Here is a 14,961-nt window from a genome sequence, read left to right as displayed (position 1 = left end):
AGAGGAAGTTGATTCGCATGGCCAATACGCTGTTAAGCATTCAGGTGATCCCGAAGACCCCGGGAAACGAAGACTCTTACGCCTACGTCGACCGCGCCATTGAGGTCATTCAGCAATCCGGCGTGAAGCACGAGGTGCATCCGCTGGAAACGACGATGGAGGGCGAGCTGGAGGAGCTGCTGGACGTCGTGCGCAAAATGCACGAAGCTTTGGTGGCCGCAGGCAGCCCAAGCATCATCTCCCAGGTCAAAATCGCCCATAATCCCGGCGGAATCAGCATGGACAAGCTGACGGAGAAGTACCGTCCATGAGAAGCTGGTGGAAAAACGTATGGCCGCCCCTCGTGGCGGTCATCTTCTTTTTACTCGTATGGCAGCTTCTGACCTCTCTGTTTCATATCGAACAATGGATTCTGCCCGCGCCGAGCGACATCGCCCGGGAAGCCGCGGCCGCTTCCGGCGGCTTGTGGGAGCATGTATGGGCCACGCTGAAGCTGACCGTCTTCGGCTTCGCCATCGGAACCGCCATCGGGCTGATCATCGCACTGATTCTGCATTTGATTCCGTTTTTGAAGCAGGCGCTGTATCCGCTGCTGATTCTAAGCCAAAATATCCCGACGATCGCCCTCGCCCCCCTGCTGATGATCTGGTTCGGCTTCGGCCTCCTGCCCAAGCTGATCGTCATCACGCTCGTCTGCTTCTTCCCGGTAGCGGTCGCCGCCTTGGGCGGCTTGAAGCAGACCGATCCCGTCATGATGAACTACATGCGCATGATCGGGGCGGGCAAGGGCCAAATCTTCGCCAAGCTGGAGCTGCCTCACGCGCTCCCTTCCATTTTCTCGGGCATTAAAATCGCCGCCACCTACAGCGTCATGGGCGCGATAATCGCCGAGTGGCTGGGGGCAGACAAGGGCATCGGCTATTATATGATGCTGCAAAAATCGGGCTACCGCACCGACCGCATGTTCGTGGCAATCATGATCATCGTCGTGCTGAGCCTGCTGATGTTCGGGCTGATTGCGCTGCTCGAAAAATGGTTCGTCCGCTGGAAGCCGAAGCAGGGCTAGCGGGCCAAGCCGGAAAGGAGGAATGCCGTGATGAATAAAGAAACCACGCCTGCGCTGGAGATCGTCTCCGTCAGCAAAAGCTTCAAAGAGAAACGCCGGACGTTGCCGGTGCTCAGCGATATCTCACTGACCGTGGGCAAAGGCGAATTCGTGTCCATCATCGGACCGTCGGGAAGCGGCAAGAGCACGCTGCTGCACGTGATCGGCGGGCTGACCCGCCCGGATGCCGGCACCGTCCGGATGAACGGCGCCGAGGTGACCGGGCAGCAGGGGCATATCAGCTACATGCCGCAGCAGCCCGCCTTGTTCCCATGGCGGACGATCGAGGACAATGTGCTGCTGGCCCAGGAGGTGCACTGCCCCGTCAGCCGGGAGGCGCGTGAGGATGCGCGGCGCTGGCTCGCCAAAGTCGGCCTGGCCGGCTTCGAGAAGGCCCATCCGCATACGCTATCGGGCGGCATGCAGCAGCGGGCGGCCTTTCTCCGCGCGCTGCTCAGCCCGCAGGAGCTGATGTGCCTCGACGAGCCGTTCAGCGCGCTCGATGCGCTGACCCGCAGCGACATGCAGCGGTGGCTGCTCGACATTTGGGAGGAGAACCGCCGCTCGGTTCTCTTCATTACGCACAACATCGAGGAGGCGCTGCTGCTCTCGAGCCGCATTTACGTCTTCTCGAGCCGGCCGGCCGCGGTACTGCACGCCATCGACGTGCCGTTTCCGCGCCCGCGGCGCGAGGAAGTGACGGAGGCTCCCGAGTTTCTGCAGCTGAAGCGTCAGCTGAGCGAATGGATGCGCGAGGAGCAGCGAAAAATGCAGGCTGCACAGCAAGGAGGCTCACGCCAATGAGTGACAACCACAGCGAAGCCCGGTCTAACAACGGCCAGGTGATAGCCCCGGACAGGAATGCGGCGTCCGCATCCCCGACGGAGGCGAACCGAGCCCCGCTCCCGCTCGCCCCCTTGATCGATGCCCATATTCATCTCGATACCTATAAGGAGCACGAGACCCGGGCGCTGCTCGGGAGCCTCATGGATGCCGGCGTTGAAGCCGTCATTGGCGTATCCATGGACCTGGCATCGAGCCAAGCCAATCTGAAGCTTGCTCAGGCCTGGCCCGGGCAAGTCTATCCAGCCTTCGGCTTTCATCCCGAGCAGCCGCTCCCTGCTGACCATGAGATCGACACGCTCTTCGGCTGGATGGCGGAGCATGCGGACGACATGGTCGCCGTCGGCGAAGTCGGCCTGCCGTACTATTCGCGGCTGGAGGCCGGCGAAGCCGGGCTTTCTTGGGATAACGGACCGTACGAGGCGCTTCTTGAGCGCTTCGTACGTTTTGCCCGGGACCATGACAAGCCGATCGTGCTGCATGCCGTATATGAAGATGCGGATATCGCCTGCGATCTGCTGGAGAAGCACGGCGTCTCCCGCGCCCATTTCCACTGGTTCAAAGGATCGGCTGACACCGTACGGCGCATGGCGGACAGCGGGTATTACGTCTCGTTTACGCCGGACATCGCCTATGAAGCGGAAATCCAGGAGCTCGCGCGCCAGTATCCCGTCTCCCAGGTAATGACGGAGACGGACGGACCCTGGCCGTTCGAGGGGCCGTTCGCCGGGCAGATGACCCATCCCCGCATGACTGCGGAGGTGGCTCGGGTGTGGAGCAGCATCCGTGGCGTCCCCCTGCCGGAGGCCAGAGCGCTGCTGCATGCCAATGCCTGCCGTTTTTACGGCATTCCACGATAAACTTTAATACAGAAAGGGTCTGCCCGCTTGGGGACAGGCCCTTTTCTTTTTACACACTATTTCGGGTTTTAGCCGCCCACAAGCGCCTCCCCGGTTTCAAGCAGCGTCTTTAAGCCTGAAAGCACAATCGGAAATCCCCTTTCAACGATTTTTGCAGTTTGGGGGGCTTGATCTAGGTCATCATGTACAACGGTTACGAGGGTCACGCCCTTAAGCTCGTCGTGTGAACCGATTTCCCACGTAATGCGTATCGGGGGTTCATTTTTCGTCCCCGGAAACGAAACATATCGCCAACTCATCACGAGTTTACTCGGAGGATCGATGTCGACAATGATCCCTTCCGCTCTCTTTTCTTCTCCGTTCCATAGTTCGAATGGAGACTCGATTTGCCAATCGGAACGGATTCCGCAGTTGTACCAAAATTTCGACGTCTTGTCCGGATCCGTAATCGCTTGCCAAACCTGTTCAGGGGTTGCTTTAATCGCGATCCGACTTACATGACGAGGGCTGTTTTCCATTTCGTTTCACGCTCCAATTCTTAAAAAATGATTTTGAACCGCTTGACATGTTACCTTTCAGCAACATATGATGAGGGTATCATAAGTGACTTTATAGTCACATGATAGCGCAAACGGATTTGTTTGTCAGCCGGCGGCATGCAAATCGCGTAAAAAATGAACAGGAGCTGATCTTCTATATGACTAAACAGATGATGGCAACTCCACAACATGAGCAGGACCGCCTCGACGAGGCCGGTATTCCACCTATTCAACTGCATCACATTGGGTTCAAAACGGCAAAGTTTCTGGAGATGCGGGAGTTCTATCGCACCTTCCTCGGAGTCAAACCGTCCCTTGAAGTGGAGGGCATTGGGGGTTTTTACACCTTCGATCTGGCTCACCATCGCCTGGTCCTCTTTCACGATCCCACATGCATCGAACAGGTACCTGCAAGCGCGGGCATGCATCATGTAGCATTCATTTACAGCGTTGACGATCTCATGCGGACGTATCAGCGCCTGAAACAGAAGGGCCTACTGCCGTACATGGCGATGAATCATGGTCCAAATACGTCGTTTTATTACCGGGATCCTGACAACAATGCCCTTGAACTCCAAGTCGACAACTACGGACCTGACTTGCTCAAAGGTCTGGAAGCCATGCGCGCGCTCCAAAAAAGTTCCAATCCCATCGAAGCACTCGGAGTCATGGTTAACCCGGAAACCTTCTTGAAAGCCTGGCAAGACGGAGCAACACTTACGGAGTTACACGAACGTTCCTACGCGGGCGAGTTTGCTGAAGGTACACCTTCGATCCCAATATAAAGGAGAATCCGAGAGCCAACCGGTAACGCATCTTCAACGAAACCGCAAATATGAGGAGGAACAACCAATGAGCAACATTCAGCGTATTGTTGATCGCTTCGAGATCGAGGCGCTGCGCGGCGAATTCACCGACACGGTGATGATGCGCGACCCCGACCGCCTTGCGTCGCTGTTCACGGAGGACGGCGTGTGGCGAATCCCCAACTTGGTTGAGCTTACCGGCCGGGAACAGATTCGCGACGGGAGCAAGCGGCTCCAGAGTCAGTGGGACTTTTTCGTGCAAACGACGCACCCGGGCATCATCCAACTCGAGGGCGATACCGCAGTCGGCCGTGCCTACCTCTCTGAGCTCGCTCGTCTGCAAAACGGCAGGAGCGGACTCAACTACGCCGTGTACCACGACCGCTACCGGCGCACAGAGGACGGCTGGAAGTTCGCCGAGCGCGTCTACGAGGTCAGATACTTCGACCCCACACCGCTTTCAGGCTCGGCGCAGATCGACTCACATGCGTAGGAGCCGATGTTCTCGGCGCCCCGCATTAGAATGAGCATGCATACGTTCCCCAAATCAAAAGCCCTTGTCCACCCCAAAAACCCGGAGACCCCTTATTTTGAAGACTGACGGCTTGCATACGGGCAGTGCCAGGGCTTAATACAGCTCCTGCTTGTTTTCGATACGTTTGGTATTCAGATTCAGCTCCTGATAGTAAATCATGTTTTTGTCCACCTTGGTCATGTTGAAGATGACGCCGGTTTTTCGGGATGTAGCCGGGCCCTTCACCACCGTGACGGTCTGGTCGAATACCCCTTCTTGATCCGGAGCGGCCTTTAAGGAAACGACGCTGATCCGGCTCTGGTACGTATTCGGATGCTTATCGAAATATTCCGTAGACCCAATCAGCCTGCCGTTCTCGTCCCATTTGGGCTCGCCGAAGGTGCTCAGCGCAGCGTAGGGCTTCAAATCTCCGGTATAGTAAAGGTCCGACTTATAGCGGTCGGGATTGCGGCTCGTCACGCGGGTGACGATAAAGTATGGACCGGTAGGGCTTAAGGATACGCTTGACTCCTTGGCGCTGTATGTATGCTTGATGACGAGCTTTTCCGTTTTCGCCTGATAGTCTCCGAAATAAACCTCGAAGCTGCTGCTGTCCGCAGTTTTGATGTATACGTATTTTTGGGTGAGCCGGGAATAGCTCAAGCTTTTGACGGTACCCGTGTTCGTCAGGGTTTTCATCTGATCGGCAAAAGAGGCGTTACTGCCTTGCACCTCCTGCTCCGGTGCTCCGGCTGCCCCGCCTGATGAATGCCCATTCTCCACAGCGGGCTTTTCTGCCTCCTCACCGGCGCTGATGGGAGCGGGAGTCATTCCAAGGCCGTCATTCAGGCCGCCCGGCTCCGTGCAACCCGCTAATGCCAGAAGCATACAGCATCCTGGCAGTACAGTTTTGAATCTTGTCCGCATGTATGGCTGCTCCTTTTCCATAAAATAAATCATTTCTAAATCTTTGAGCTGGGATGAGCGAATATAAGCATTATAGAGACCCCTGCTTGTCTATAAAAGGGGTCCTCCGTTACTTTTGAATGAAGGTTTTGTCACCATTCCTAAGTTATTTACCCAGGAAAAGGAAATTTGGCACATCAAGTATATAAAAAGAGACTTGCGTTCGTAGACGCAAGTCTCTTTTTCATCATGATCGAGTCGGCGGCTGCCGGTTTATTGTTTCATAAAGCCTTTGCCGTTCAGAAATTCCCGCATATGCAGCCGGATCGGCTCGGCCAGACGATCGGCCATGATCTGCGACCACGGCGTATCCCGCTTGCCGCCGGTACGTTCCGACAGGTAGCGCTGCATCGTTTGGTCATAATCCTGCACCGGCTCTTGAATCCGCTCCTCGTTGTAGCCGTTGCGATGCAGAACCGCCTCCACCGGCAGCCGCGGACGAATGCCCGGCTCCTGATCCGGCACGCCAAGGCACATGCCGAATACCGGGTAGACAAGCTCCGGCAGGTTCAGCAGCTCGGACAATTCGGCGATCCGGTTGCGGATGCCGCCGATATAGACGATGCCAAGCCCGAGCGATTCCGCGGCGACCGCTGCCGTCTGGGCCGCCAAAGCCGCATCGACCGTAGCTACGATAAAATTCTCCGTCGAATCCACGTACGAACCCCGGCCGGTCATGTGCCCGGCGGTGACCTGATCCAGACGGTGCAAATCCGCGCACCAGATCAGAAACACCGGGCATTCCTCGATATAGGCCTGATTGCCGGCCAATTCGGCCAGCTGCTTCTTCAAAGCCGGATCCGTCGCCGCGATGACGCTGTAAGCCTGTACATTGCTGGAAGTGGAAGCGCACTGGGCGGCGGCAATGATCTCGTGCAGCTGCTCCTCCGTGACCGGTTCATCCTTAAACTTGCGGATGGAGCGATGATTTTTTATTAAGGATATAACCTCATTCATTAGTAACACATCCCCTAACGTCGAGTGGTTGTTGACTAGCCGTCTCATGGTTGAATCGCGCCTGCAATCACGTGCAAACAGGCAGACACGGGACCCTTTTATTATAAACCAATCCTCGTCCCTTCAAAAAGTTGATGCGCTGGCGCCTCCCCCGGTTCTATTCTTAAAAGAAATCCATTAAACTAATTTTAATAAACATCTAATTTAATTTTTGTCAAATTAATTTGTCGTTTTGTTCAACACATTAACAACTTGAACCTAAGATTAGCGATCTATACGAAGGAGGTCCCCTCATGAAACGGATCACCAAGAACACTACCTTTTATCTGGTCCGGCACGGCACCAAGGTCCGCGCCATAGGCGATGTCCCGCTTTCCCCCGAGGGAGTGCTGGAGGCCCAGCAAACCGCCCGGCATTTATGCCGGCTGCCCCTGGCCGAGATCGTGTCCAGCCCGCTTCGGCGGGCAGCGGATACAGCCGGATATATCGCCGAAGCGTCCGGCCTTCCAGTGCATACGGATGCCCGGCTCAGGGAGCGGGCCAACTGGGGCGACCTCGCCGGCCAAACCTTCGAAGAGTTTGTGCGCATGTGGGAACAATGCACGCGCAATCGGGATGAGGTGCCTCCCGTCGGCGACTCGGCGAGGCAGGCCGGCGGCCGCTTGTCTTCGCTCCTGTCAGAGCAGGCGCGGCAGCATCCGGGTAAACATCTCGCCTTGGTCACCCACGGCGGACTGATCACGGACTTTCTGATCAATGCCTTTCCCGAGAGCGAGCTGAACCGCTGGCACCCGTCCTTTGTCTCCAGGCAGAGCGAGCTGGTGCCGGAGTGCTCGATCACAACCGTCCTATCCGGCGGAAACGGCATGTTCGTTCTGGCCGGCTTCGCCTCCATCCGGCATCTTCAGAAGTAGCCGGCAGCACAAAGCCCCGGCAGGGGATCATGTAACGAAAGCCCTGCCGGGGCTTGGATGGATCCATCTCCATGCATGAAGCATGGCCGATCCGTTATTCTTTTGAGCGAGTTCCATTGTGAAAGATTGGCGTCATTTACAGCGTAGCAATGTCGATCACGAACCGGTACCGCACGTCGCTGCGAAGGACGCGTTCATAAGCCTCGTCGACTTGGTCGGCGCGGATCACCTCGATTTTAGGAGCAATGCCGTGCTCTGCCGAAAAATCCAGCATCTCTTGAGTCTCCCGAATCCCACCAACGAGCGACCCGGCAATGCTGCGGCGGCCCATAATGAGGGAAAATACGTTGTACTGATCCGGTGTACCTGGTGCACCGACATTGACAAGCGTACCGTCTGCGCGAAGGAGTGATAGATACGCGTCAACGTCAAGATTCGCGGATACCGTGTTCAGAATGAGATCGAAACGGCCGGCCAGCGTCTTGAACGTATCCGGATCGCTGGTGGCAAAGTAATGGTCTGCGCCAAAGCTCTGCGCTTCGCTTTTTTTATCGGTGGACCGGCTCAAAACCGTAACCTCCGCACCCAGCGCATGCGAATATTGGATCGCCAGGTGGCCGAGTCCGCCCATTCCCAATATGGCAACCTTTTTGCCCGGACCGGCGTTCCAATGCTTCAATGGGGAATACGTGGTAATGCCGGCACAGAGCAGCGGGCTTGCCTCGCTCATCTCCAGACCGTCCGGGATCCGGACAACGAATCTTTCTGTAACGACGATTTTTTGGCTGTATCCACCGTAAGTTGGATTGCCGTCATAGTCCCGTGAATTATAGGTCTGAACGACACCCTTCGTGCAATACTGTTCTTCCCCCATGAGGCAGTATTCGCACTCTCCGCACGAGTCAACGAAGCAGCCCACCCCAACGCGGTCACCCAACGCAAATTTGGTTACTTCAGATCCTACGGCCGCTACGATGCCGGCAATTTCATGACCTGGAACCATCGGGAATATTCCCCCGCCCCATTCATCGTAGGCACTATGAATATCGGAATGGCAAATCCCGCTATACTGAATATCGATTAAAACGTCGTCCGGCCGCAGTTCTCTCCGCTCAATCGTTGTTTTTTCGAAAGGCACTTTAGCGCCCGGGGCGCTGAGCACGCGTGTTTTACACATATTTTTTCTCTACTCCTTTACTCATGAATTTGGACTGCTTTTATAGCATAGAACTTAAAGTTCACTTTAAGTCAAGGGCATTTTTCTTCACTGGCGAGATCCGAGTTATTTGGCATAAAAAGCTTATACTTGCTGATTTCTTTATTGAAAGTTTCTCTCCATTCGCTCCTTTCGCTCGATATGCTCCATTTGCCCGACTGCCGTCCCAACCTTTTTTCAATCCCTCCGCTCATTTCTGCTATCATTGAACTTGATTTATGTTAAAGTTAACTTTAATGAAAATAGTAGAGAGGTTCATCACATGATCAGTATAAAAGAAGTCACACAGATGACAGGAGTATCGGCTTCTACACTCCGGTACTATGAAAATGAAGGCTTGCTCCCTCATGTCAAACGCGATGAGAACGGTAAACGCCAATACGATGAAGAAGACCTGGAATGGGTCCATTTCATTACCGCACTTCGGGCGACAGGCATGCCCATCGCTCAAATCCAAAAATATGTCCAATTGTATCAAGAGGGCGATTTCACCATTTCGGAACGAAAAGCGATGATGCTTCAGCATAAGAAGGAAATTGAAAAGAAAATAGCAGAGCTCTACCGCAATATGGATAAAATCAATTACAAATTGGCGCTGTACGATGTTCTCGAAGCCCGAAGGGATCAGGCGGACATTAAAATTTGATCGAATCGACCCGTGGATCAAAAGTAGTCCTGTTCAGAGAAACCAGGGCGAATCGTTTACGCGCAAAAAGCCCAAGGGGCCGGTATTCATCCGGTTCCCTTGGGCGAATTTGATTTGCAGAGACTGGCATAGCCCTTGCCGCCCCTTAAGTCTCTCAGCGGCTTACAACTTCACCCGCTGCAATCGCAGCGCGTTCAGCACGACCGACACGGAGCTGAACGCCATCGCGGCACCGGCCAGCCATGGGGCCAGGAAGCCCGCCGCGGCGATCGGGATGCCGATCGTGTTGTAAGCGAGCGCCCAGAACAGATTCTGCTTGATGTTGCCCATCGTCCGGCGGCTCATCAGAATGGCGTCGGCGATGGCGTTCAGGTCGCCCCGCATCAAGGTGACGTCGGCGGCCTCCATCGCCACGTCCGTTCCCGTGCCGATCGCCATGCCGATATCGGCCGTGGCCAGGGCCGGGGCGTCGTTGATGCCGTCCCCGACCATCGCCACCTTGCGGCCGGCCTGCTGCAGCTTCTTCACTTCCTCGGCCTTGCCTTCCGGCAGCACCTCCGCCAGCACGCGGCGGATGCCGGCCTGGGCCGCAATCGCCTGCGCCGTCCGCTCGTTGTCGCCGGTGATCATGACGACCTCGATGCCCATCTCCTGCAGGCGGGACACCGCCTCGCGCGACGTCTCCTTGATCGTGTCGGCGACGGCTACGAGCCCGGCATATCTGCCGTCCACCGCCACCAGCATCGCCGTCTTCCCGGCCTCCTCCAGCCGATTCATCACCGGAAGAGCGCTGTCCAGCGCCACTCCGCGTTCGGCCATCAGCTTCCGGGTGCCGATCAGCACGAAGCGGCCGTCGACCCGGGCGGAAACGCCGTAGCCCGGCAGATTGGCAAAATCCTTCGCTTCCGGCAGCGGCAGCCCTTTGCTCCGCTCCATCGCGCCCGCCACGATGGCTTCCGCCAGCGGATGCTCGGAATGCTTCTCGACCGCTGCGGTCATCCGCAGCAGCGACTGCCCGGTCATGAGCGGCGCGGGAACCACGTCCGTCAGCTGCGGCTTGCCGCTGGTGACGGTGCCGGTTTTGTCCAGCACCACCACCTGGACATCCTGCGCCGATTCCAGATGCTCCCCGCCCTTAAACAGGATACCGAACTCCGCGGCCCGGCCGGAGCCGGCCATAATGGAGGTCGGCGTCGCCAGACCGAGCGCGCACGGGCAGGCGATAACGAGCACCGCAATGGCCTTCTCCAGGGCGGGCGCAAAGTGGCCCGGGTTCACGAGGAAGTACCAGGCCAGCCCGGTCAAGATCGCAATGCCGACCACGATCGGCACGAAGATGCCGGATATGACGTCGGCGATCCGCTGGATCGGCGCCTTGGAGCCCTGCGCCTCCTCTACTACCTTGATAATCTGCGCCAGCGCCGTCTCACTGCCGACCTTCGTCGCCCGGATGCGCAGCACGCCGTTCTTGTTCAGCGTGGCGCCCACCACGTTGTCCCCGGCCCGTTTCTCAACCGGGAGGCTTTCGCCGGTCAGCATGGACTCGTCCACAGACGACGATCCTTCGAGTACCCGCCCGTCCACCGGGATCTTCTCCCCGGGACGGACGATCACGGTATCCCCGGCGGCCACGTCCGCTACCGGAATGCTGACTTCCTTCCCCTCTCGCAGGACGAGCGCCGTCTTGGCCTGAAGCCCCATCAGGCTCTTGATCGCCTCAGAGGACCGGCCTTTGGCCAGTGCCTCAAACCATTTGCCCACTAGAATCAGCGTGATCAGAATGCTGCTCGTCTCGTAGTACATTTCCACCGAATGGTGCATCCCCATCGCCGCGGAAGCAATGGTCAGATACAGGCTGTAAAAATAAGCGGCGGATGTGCCCAGAGCGACCAGCACGTCCATGTTGGCGCTCCAATTGCGCAGCGCTTTATAAGCTCCGACGTAGAACTGCCCGCCGATAATGAACTGTACCGGCGTAGCCAGAATCAGCTGGAACCAGGGGTTCAAGAACAGCGACGGCACAGGAATCCACGCCGTAAAGGAAAAGTGGCCCACCATCGCCCAGAGCAGCGGCAGGGAGAGAATGGCCGACATCATCCATTTCCACCGTTTGCGCTGGATTTCCTGACGGCGCAGCTCGGCGGTATCCTTGGCTTCCTGCTTCGGAATCGCCTTGTACCCGAGCTGCTCGACCTTCTGCGTCATGTCCTGAACGGTCACCGTCCCCGGCATGTATTCCACCCGGGCCGTTTCCAGCGCCAGATTGACATTCGCCTGCGTCACGCCGGGCAGCCGGCCGAGTCCCTTCTCGATCCGGGTCGCGCACGCCGCGCAGGTCATTCCCGTAATGTCAAAATCCATCGTTTCCTTCATCGTGCCGTAGCCAAGCGACACGATTTTGTCTTCCAGCTGCTTCAGGTTCGTCTGCTTCGGATCAAAAGTGACGGTGGCCTTCTCCAGCGCCAGGTTAACGTTCGCCCGGCTGACGCCTTCCATCCGGCCGAGTCCTTTCTCGATCCGGGCAGCGCAGGCCGCACAGGTCATCCCCGTAATGGGCAGGGTCGTATGCTTCTCCGAATGATCCGGTGTATGCTGTTCCATGGCCGCGTTCTCTCCTATCCCAAAGACTATGGCATACCCCAGCGGGGTATACACTCGAGTCAAAAAAGGCAGCGCCCGCAAATCACGTAAATTCGCACCGCTGCCTCATATAAGCGGAGGAGCCCTCGCCTCCGCCAGCTTCTGTGTAATTCATTTCAGAAGGCGTTACATTCGCATGCCATAAAGCTTAGACAACATCGTAGCCTTGATCCTCGATTGCTGCCTTAATGGTGTCCAGACTCACTTTGTTCTCGTCGTAGTCCACTGTCACCGTATTGGACGGCAAATCAACCTTGCCTGCGGCGCCGGCATTCTTCACCGCGCCTTCTACAGCGTTGACGCAATGGTTGCACGACATGCCTTGTACGTTCAATGTAACCTGCTTCATCATATATTCCTCCTTAAATTGGATAATCCCTGCTCTTCTTGCAGGTATTATTTCATTAATTTCTTCACCGTAACCAGCAGCTCGTCAATCACTTCATGGTCGCCGGACTCGATCCGCTCGACCACGCAGCTCTTCATATGGCCCTCCAGGAGCAGCTTGCCTACGCCGTTCAGGGCCGATTGGATCGCCGCGATCTGATTCAGCACATCATCGCAATAGGTATCTTTCTCGATCAGGCCTTTCACGCCGCGGATCTGTCCTTCAATACGGTTCAAACGGGTAATCAGATTGTTCTTGGTTTGTTCCGAATGGTGGCTGTGCCGCTCGCTGCATCCCGCTTCACAGGAACTGTCAGAACCGGCAGCGGAGAGCGGAGCACCGCCCGTTATTCCTTCGACCTTCATTTCGACCTTCGCCATGAAGACACCTCCAATACCGCTTTGATATCTTTATTATACGATACCCCCCAATAGTATTCAAGCGATGAACGGTCAGATGATGATTCTATTTCCATTCCACCGTGAAATTTAAAGGAATTAAGAATTCATAAGGCGAATTAAACATCTGATTCGCTTAACATTTTTTGGCCTGCAGGGAGAAAAATTTATGTTTAAAAAACGCCTTTTTACGCAACAGCAAATCCCGGGGTTGATCGGCACGCTGGTGTTCTGCCTGCTTGGCACCCTTCTGTTTCTGCTTCACATGCACCGCCTGTCCTTCCAATATACCTCGGCGGACTGGTTTCTTCTCGGCTCCATGCTTGCCGTATCACTGGTCCTGTATATGTATACCTTCCAAGTTCCCCCGGACGGAAGCAAGCAGTCTATGGATTCGGCCGTGTACTTGGCGTGCGTCTTTACGTACGGGAGCGCGGCTTCTCTGGTCATGCTGCTGGTCAGCGCGGTCATTTTCGCCTTCATTGAGCGGAAGATGGCCTGGTGGAAGCATTTACTCAATTTCTCCATCTATTCCATCATGATTTCCGGCGCAGGCGGCATGTTTCATCTCCTGGGCGGCCGTGAGGGCTTCCTCCAGAACGCCCATTTACCGGCATACATCGGCGCGCTCGTGACCTATTTTATACTGAATCTCGTATGTATCAGCTTATATTACTGCTTGATGTACCGCAACCGGGACAGCCTGTACGCCCTGCTGAAGGGATTGCTGCGGGAATCGATGCTTGTCTACTTATGCATCCTGATCCTCTCCCTCGTGCTCACGATCCTGATCGTCCATAACGGCGTAGCGGGACTGGGGCTGTTTCTCGGTATCAGCCTGCTGCTGTCCCATCTGTTCCGGATGCAGTTCGGCATGTATCAGCAGGTGCAGGAACGCGCCAATACGGATCAGCGGACAGGATTGTACAATCATACCTACTTCGAGCAGATTCTCGACGTGCAGCTGCAGCAGACGAGAAATTCCGGCAAGCCTCTGTCTCTGGCCATGGTCGATATCGACGATTTCAAAAAATACAACGACCAATTCGGTCACCTGAAGGGCGACCGGCTGCTGGGCCTCATGGGGCAAATTTTAAAAGAGGAATCGGAAGCGGCCGGCATTTCCGCCTCCCGGTACGGGGGCGAGGAGTTTTCCCTGCTGATGCCCGGTTACGATACGCAGCAGGCTCTCCAGTTTATCAACCGTCTGCGCAAACGGATCAACGACACCCCTTTCGAAGGGGTGGAAATTTTTCCGCATGGATGCTTGTCCTTCTCAGCCGGCATTTCCGGATATAAGCCCGACATCCACGACAAGTCGCTGCTGGTGGACAAGGCCGACCAGGCGCTGTACGGAGCCAAGAAGCAAGGCAAAAACACCGTGCACATCTACGGGGAGTCCCTGCCTGTACAGGATGAACAGGACATCGCCCAGGACGTGAAAAACATCGAGCAGCTGCTCAGCCTGTTTCTGTACAAGGATATCGATACGTTTAAGCATTCCAAGCGGGTGTTTCGCTACGCCATGGATATGAGCAAAGTACTCGGGTTGGACCCGGTCAGCCGGAAGCAGTTCGTGCTCGGGGCACTCATCCACGATATCGGCAAGCTGGAAATACCACGCGACATTATCCGGAAGCAGGGCAAGCTGAGCCCATCGGAATGGGATACGGTGAAAAAACATGTCGTTTGGGGCAAGGAGATCGCGCTCATTCAGGATCAATTCAAAGCGCTGATCCCCTATATCGAGCTGCATCATGAACGGTATGACGGCAAGGGATATCCGCACGGGTATCAGAAGGAGGAAATCCCCCTGCTGTGCCGGATGCTCACCGTGATCGATTCTTTTGACGCCATGACCTCGGAGCGGCCGTACCAGAACACCAAATCGGTCGAAGATGCGATCCGCGAGCTGCGCGCCTGTGCCGGCACCCAGTTTGACCCGGACCTGACCGAGCTGTTCATCCGGTATATCGAAGCCAGACAGCAGGGCAAAACCTTCCTGGCTTCGGATCTGAATCCTCTCTATTTGGGTTCGGCATCAACATCCTGAATCCAAACCTATTCTATATATATGAACGGAAAACCCGGCGCATGTCTGCCCCGGGTTTCTTCCATTTTATTCGACCGACCCGTCCCGTTTCCATAAAGGAAAACGTCTAACGGCGC

At 56.0% G+C, this 14,961-nt stretch carries 16 protein-coding genes; 9 read left to right on the top strand and 7 right to left on the bottom strand.

The genetic code is table 11. The annotated features are described in order from the left end of the window. Positions 1–17 precede the first annotated feature (17 nt). From CJP46_RS23875 to CJP46_RS23860, 4 genes are read left to right on the top strand one after another with little or no spacing between them, the layout of a single operon-like run. Positions 18–311 carry a thiamine-binding protein gene (locus CJP46_RS23875; RefSeq protein ID WP_076172706.1) on the top strand — a complete coding sequence of 98 codons (294 nt, stop codon included), beginning with the start codon at positions 18–20 and terminating at the stop codon, positions 309–311. Further along, positions 308–1,066 (top strand): ABC transporter permease, encoded by a 759-nt coding sequence (locus CJP46_RS23870; protein WP_094598118.1) that lies wholly within the window; start codon positions 308–310, stop codon positions 1,064–1,066. Before CJP46_RS23875 ends, CJP46_RS23870 begins: the two co-directional genes overlap by 4 nt. Before the next feature lie 30 nt (positions 1,067–1,096). Beyond that, entirely contained in the window at positions 1,097–1,909 is an 813-nt protein-coding gene (locus CJP46_RS23865) for an ABC transporter ATP-binding protein (RefSeq protein ID WP_094598117.1), read from the top strand. Continuing rightward, entirely contained in the window at positions 1,906–2,808 is a 903-nt protein-coding gene (locus CJP46_RS23860; protein ID WP_094598116.1) for a TatD family hydrolase, read from the top strand. The genes CJP46_RS23865 and CJP46_RS23860 overlap by 4 nt, the downstream gene beginning before the upstream one ends. 68 nt (positions 2,809–2,876) lie before the next feature. On the opposite strand, the gene CJP46_RS23855 is transcribed toward CJP46_RS23860, so the two are convergent. Beyond that, positions 2,877–3,326: an SRPBCC domain-containing protein gene (locus tag CJP46_RS23855; RefSeq protein WP_094598115.1), complete on the bottom strand. Its 450-nt coding sequence runs from the start codon at positions 3,324–3,326 to the stop codon at positions 2,877–2,879. Positions 3,327–3,505: 179 nt separating this feature from the next. Here CJP46_RS23855 and CJP46_RS23850 point away from each other — a divergent pair, with 179 nt between their 5' ends. After that, positions 3,506–4,132 carry a VOC family protein gene (locus CJP46_RS23850; protein ID WP_094598259.1) on the top strand — a complete coding sequence of 209 codons (627 nt, stop codon included), beginning with the start codon at positions 3,506–3,508 and terminating at the stop codon, positions 4,130–4,132. Between the two features lie 67 nt (positions 4,133–4,199). Then, positions 4,200–4,646: a nuclear transport factor 2 family protein gene (locus CJP46_RS23845; RefSeq protein ID WP_094598114.1), complete on the top strand. Its 447-nt coding sequence runs from the start codon at positions 4,200–4,202 to the stop codon at positions 4,644–4,646. A gap of 135 nt (positions 4,647–4,781) precedes the next feature. On the opposite strand, the gene CJP46_RS23840 is transcribed toward CJP46_RS23845, so the two are convergent. Continuing rightward, positions 4,782–5,555 carry a hypothetical protein gene (locus CJP46_RS23840; protein ID WP_094598113.1) on the bottom strand — a complete coding sequence of 258 codons (774 nt, stop codon included), beginning with the start codon at positions 5,553–5,555 and terminating at the stop codon, positions 4,782–4,784. Between the two features lie 291 nt (positions 5,556–5,846). Beyond that, positions 5,847–6,590, bottom strand: a complete 744-nt coding sequence (gene nfsA, locus CJP46_RS23835; protein WP_094598112.1) for an oxygen-insensitive NADPH nitroreductase — start codon at positions 6,588–6,590, stop codon at positions 5,847–5,849. Positions 6,591–6,883: 293 nt separating this feature from the next. On the opposite strand from nfsA, the gene CJP46_RS23830 reads away from it, so the two are divergent. Continuing rightward, entirely contained in the window at positions 6,884–7,504 is a 621-nt protein-coding gene (locus tag CJP46_RS23830; protein ID WP_094598111.1) for a histidine phosphatase family protein, read from the top strand. A 136-nt stretch (positions 7,505–7,640) separates the two neighbouring features. Here CJP46_RS23830 and CJP46_RS23825 read toward each other — a convergent pair whose 3' ends face one another. Continuing rightward, on the bottom strand, positions 7,641–8,681 hold the full coding sequence (locus tag CJP46_RS23825; RefSeq protein ID WP_094598110.1) for an NAD(P)-dependent alcohol dehydrogenase: 1,041 nt from the start codon (positions 8,679–8,681) through the stop codon (positions 7,641–7,643). Positions 8,682–8,982: 301 nt separating this feature from the next. Here CJP46_RS23825 and CJP46_RS23820 point away from each other — a divergent pair, with 301 nt between their 5' ends. After that, positions 8,983–9,366, top strand: a complete 384-nt coding sequence (locus tag CJP46_RS23820) for a MerR family transcriptional regulator (RefSeq protein ID WP_094598109.1) — start codon at positions 8,983–8,985, stop codon at positions 9,364–9,366. A 162-nt stretch (positions 9,367–9,528) separates the two neighbouring features. On the opposite strand, the gene CJP46_RS23815 is transcribed toward CJP46_RS23820, so the two are convergent. From CJP46_RS23815 to CJP46_RS23805, 3 genes are all read right to left on the bottom strand, one after another. Beyond that, positions 9,529–11,967 carry a heavy metal translocating P-type ATPase gene (locus tag CJP46_RS23815; RefSeq protein ID WP_094598108.1) on the bottom strand — a complete coding sequence of 813 codons (2,439 nt, stop codon included), beginning with the start codon at positions 11,965–11,967 and terminating at the stop codon, positions 9,529–9,531. A gap of 187 nt (positions 11,968–12,154) precedes the next feature. Beyond that, positions 12,155–12,355, bottom strand: coding sequence for a copper ion binding protein (locus tag CJP46_RS23810; protein WP_076172696.1), 201 nt, complete (start codon positions 12,353–12,355; stop codon positions 12,155–12,157). A 47-nt stretch (positions 12,356–12,402) separates the two neighbouring features. After that, positions 12,403–12,774 (bottom strand): metal-sensitive transcriptional regulator, encoded by a 372-nt coding sequence (locus CJP46_RS23805; protein WP_256992494.1) that lies wholly within the window; start codon positions 12,772–12,774, stop codon positions 12,403–12,405. A gap of 187 nt (positions 12,775–12,961) precedes the next feature. On the opposite strand from CJP46_RS23805, the gene CJP46_RS23800 reads away from it, so the two are divergent. Beyond that, the gene (locus CJP46_RS23800) at positions 12,962–14,845 is read left to right on the top strand and encodes a bifunctional diguanylate cyclase/phosphohydrolase (protein ID WP_094598107.1); all 1,884 of its coding nucleotides are present in this window, start codon (positions 12,962–12,964) and stop codon (positions 14,843–14,845) included. Positions 14,846–14,961 lie beyond the last annotated feature (116 nt).

The sequence above is a fragment of the Paenibacillus sp. XY044 genome, assembly GCF_002257645.1.
Taxonomy (GTDB): domain Bacteria; phylum Bacillota; class Bacilli; order Paenibacillales; family Paenibacillaceae; genus Paenibacillus_AQ.
This window is presented reverse-complemented; position numbering and strand designations above follow the sequence as displayed.

Coding starts and splice junctions, on each gene's coding strand:
- CJP46_RS23815 (WP_094598108.1), bottom strand. CDS start 11,967: ATGGAACAGCATACACCGGATCATTCGGAGAAGCATACGACCCTGCCC.
- CJP46_RS23870 (WP_094598118.1), top strand. CDS start 308: ATGAGAAGCTGGTGGAAAAACGTATGGCCGCCCCTCGTGGCGGTCATC.
- CJP46_RS23865 (WP_094598117.1), top strand. CDS start 1,097: ATGAATAAAGAAACCACGCCTGCGCTGGAGATCGTCTCCGTCAGCAAA.
- CJP46_RS23810 (WP_076172696.1), bottom strand. CDS start 12,355: ATGAAGCAGGTTACATTGAACGTACAAGGCATGTCGTGCAACCATTGC.
- CJP46_RS23830 (WP_094598111.1), top strand. CDS start 6,884: ATGAAACGGATCACCAAGAACACTACCTTTTATCTGGTCCGGCACGGC.
- CJP46_RS23800 (WP_094598107.1), top strand. CDS start 12,962: ATGTTTAAAAAACGCCTTTTTACGCAACAGCAAATCCCGGGGTTGATC.
- CJP46_RS23860 (WP_094598116.1), top strand. CDS start 1,906: ATGAGTGACAACCACAGCGAAGCCCGGTCTAACAACGGCCAGGTGATA.
- CJP46_RS23805 (WP_256992494.1), bottom strand. CDS start 12,774: ATGGCGAAGGTCGAAATGAAGGTCGAAGGAATAACGGGCGGTGCTCCG.
- CJP46_RS23840 (WP_094598113.1), bottom strand. CDS start 5,555: ATGCTTCTGGCATTAGCGGGTTGCACGGAGCCGGGCGGCCTGAATGAC.
- CJP46_RS23820 (WP_094598109.1), top strand. CDS start 8,983: ATGATCAGTATAAAAGAAGTCACACAGATGACAGGAGTATCGGCTTCT.
- CJP46_RS23845 (WP_094598114.1), top strand. CDS start 4,200: ATGAGCAACATTCAGCGTATTGTTGATCGCTTCGAGATCGAGGCGCTG.
- CJP46_RS23875 (WP_076172706.1), top strand. CDS start 18: ATGGCCAATACGCTGTTAAGCATTCAGGTGATCCCGAAGACCCCGGGA.
- CJP46_RS23825 (WP_094598110.1), bottom strand. CDS start 8,681: ATGTGTAAAACACGCGTGCTCAGCGCCCCGGGCGCTAAAGTGCCTTTC.
- nfsA (WP_094598112.1), bottom strand. CDS start 6,590: ATGAATGAGGTTATATCCTTAATAAAAAATCATCGCTCCATCCGCAAG.
- CJP46_RS23850 (WP_094598259.1), top strand. CDS start 3,506: ATGACTAAACAGATGATGGCAACTCCACAACATGAGCAGGACCGCCTC.
- CJP46_RS23855 (WP_094598115.1), bottom strand. CDS start 3,326: ATGGAAAACAGCCCTCGTCATGTAAGTCGGATCGCGATTAAAGCAACC.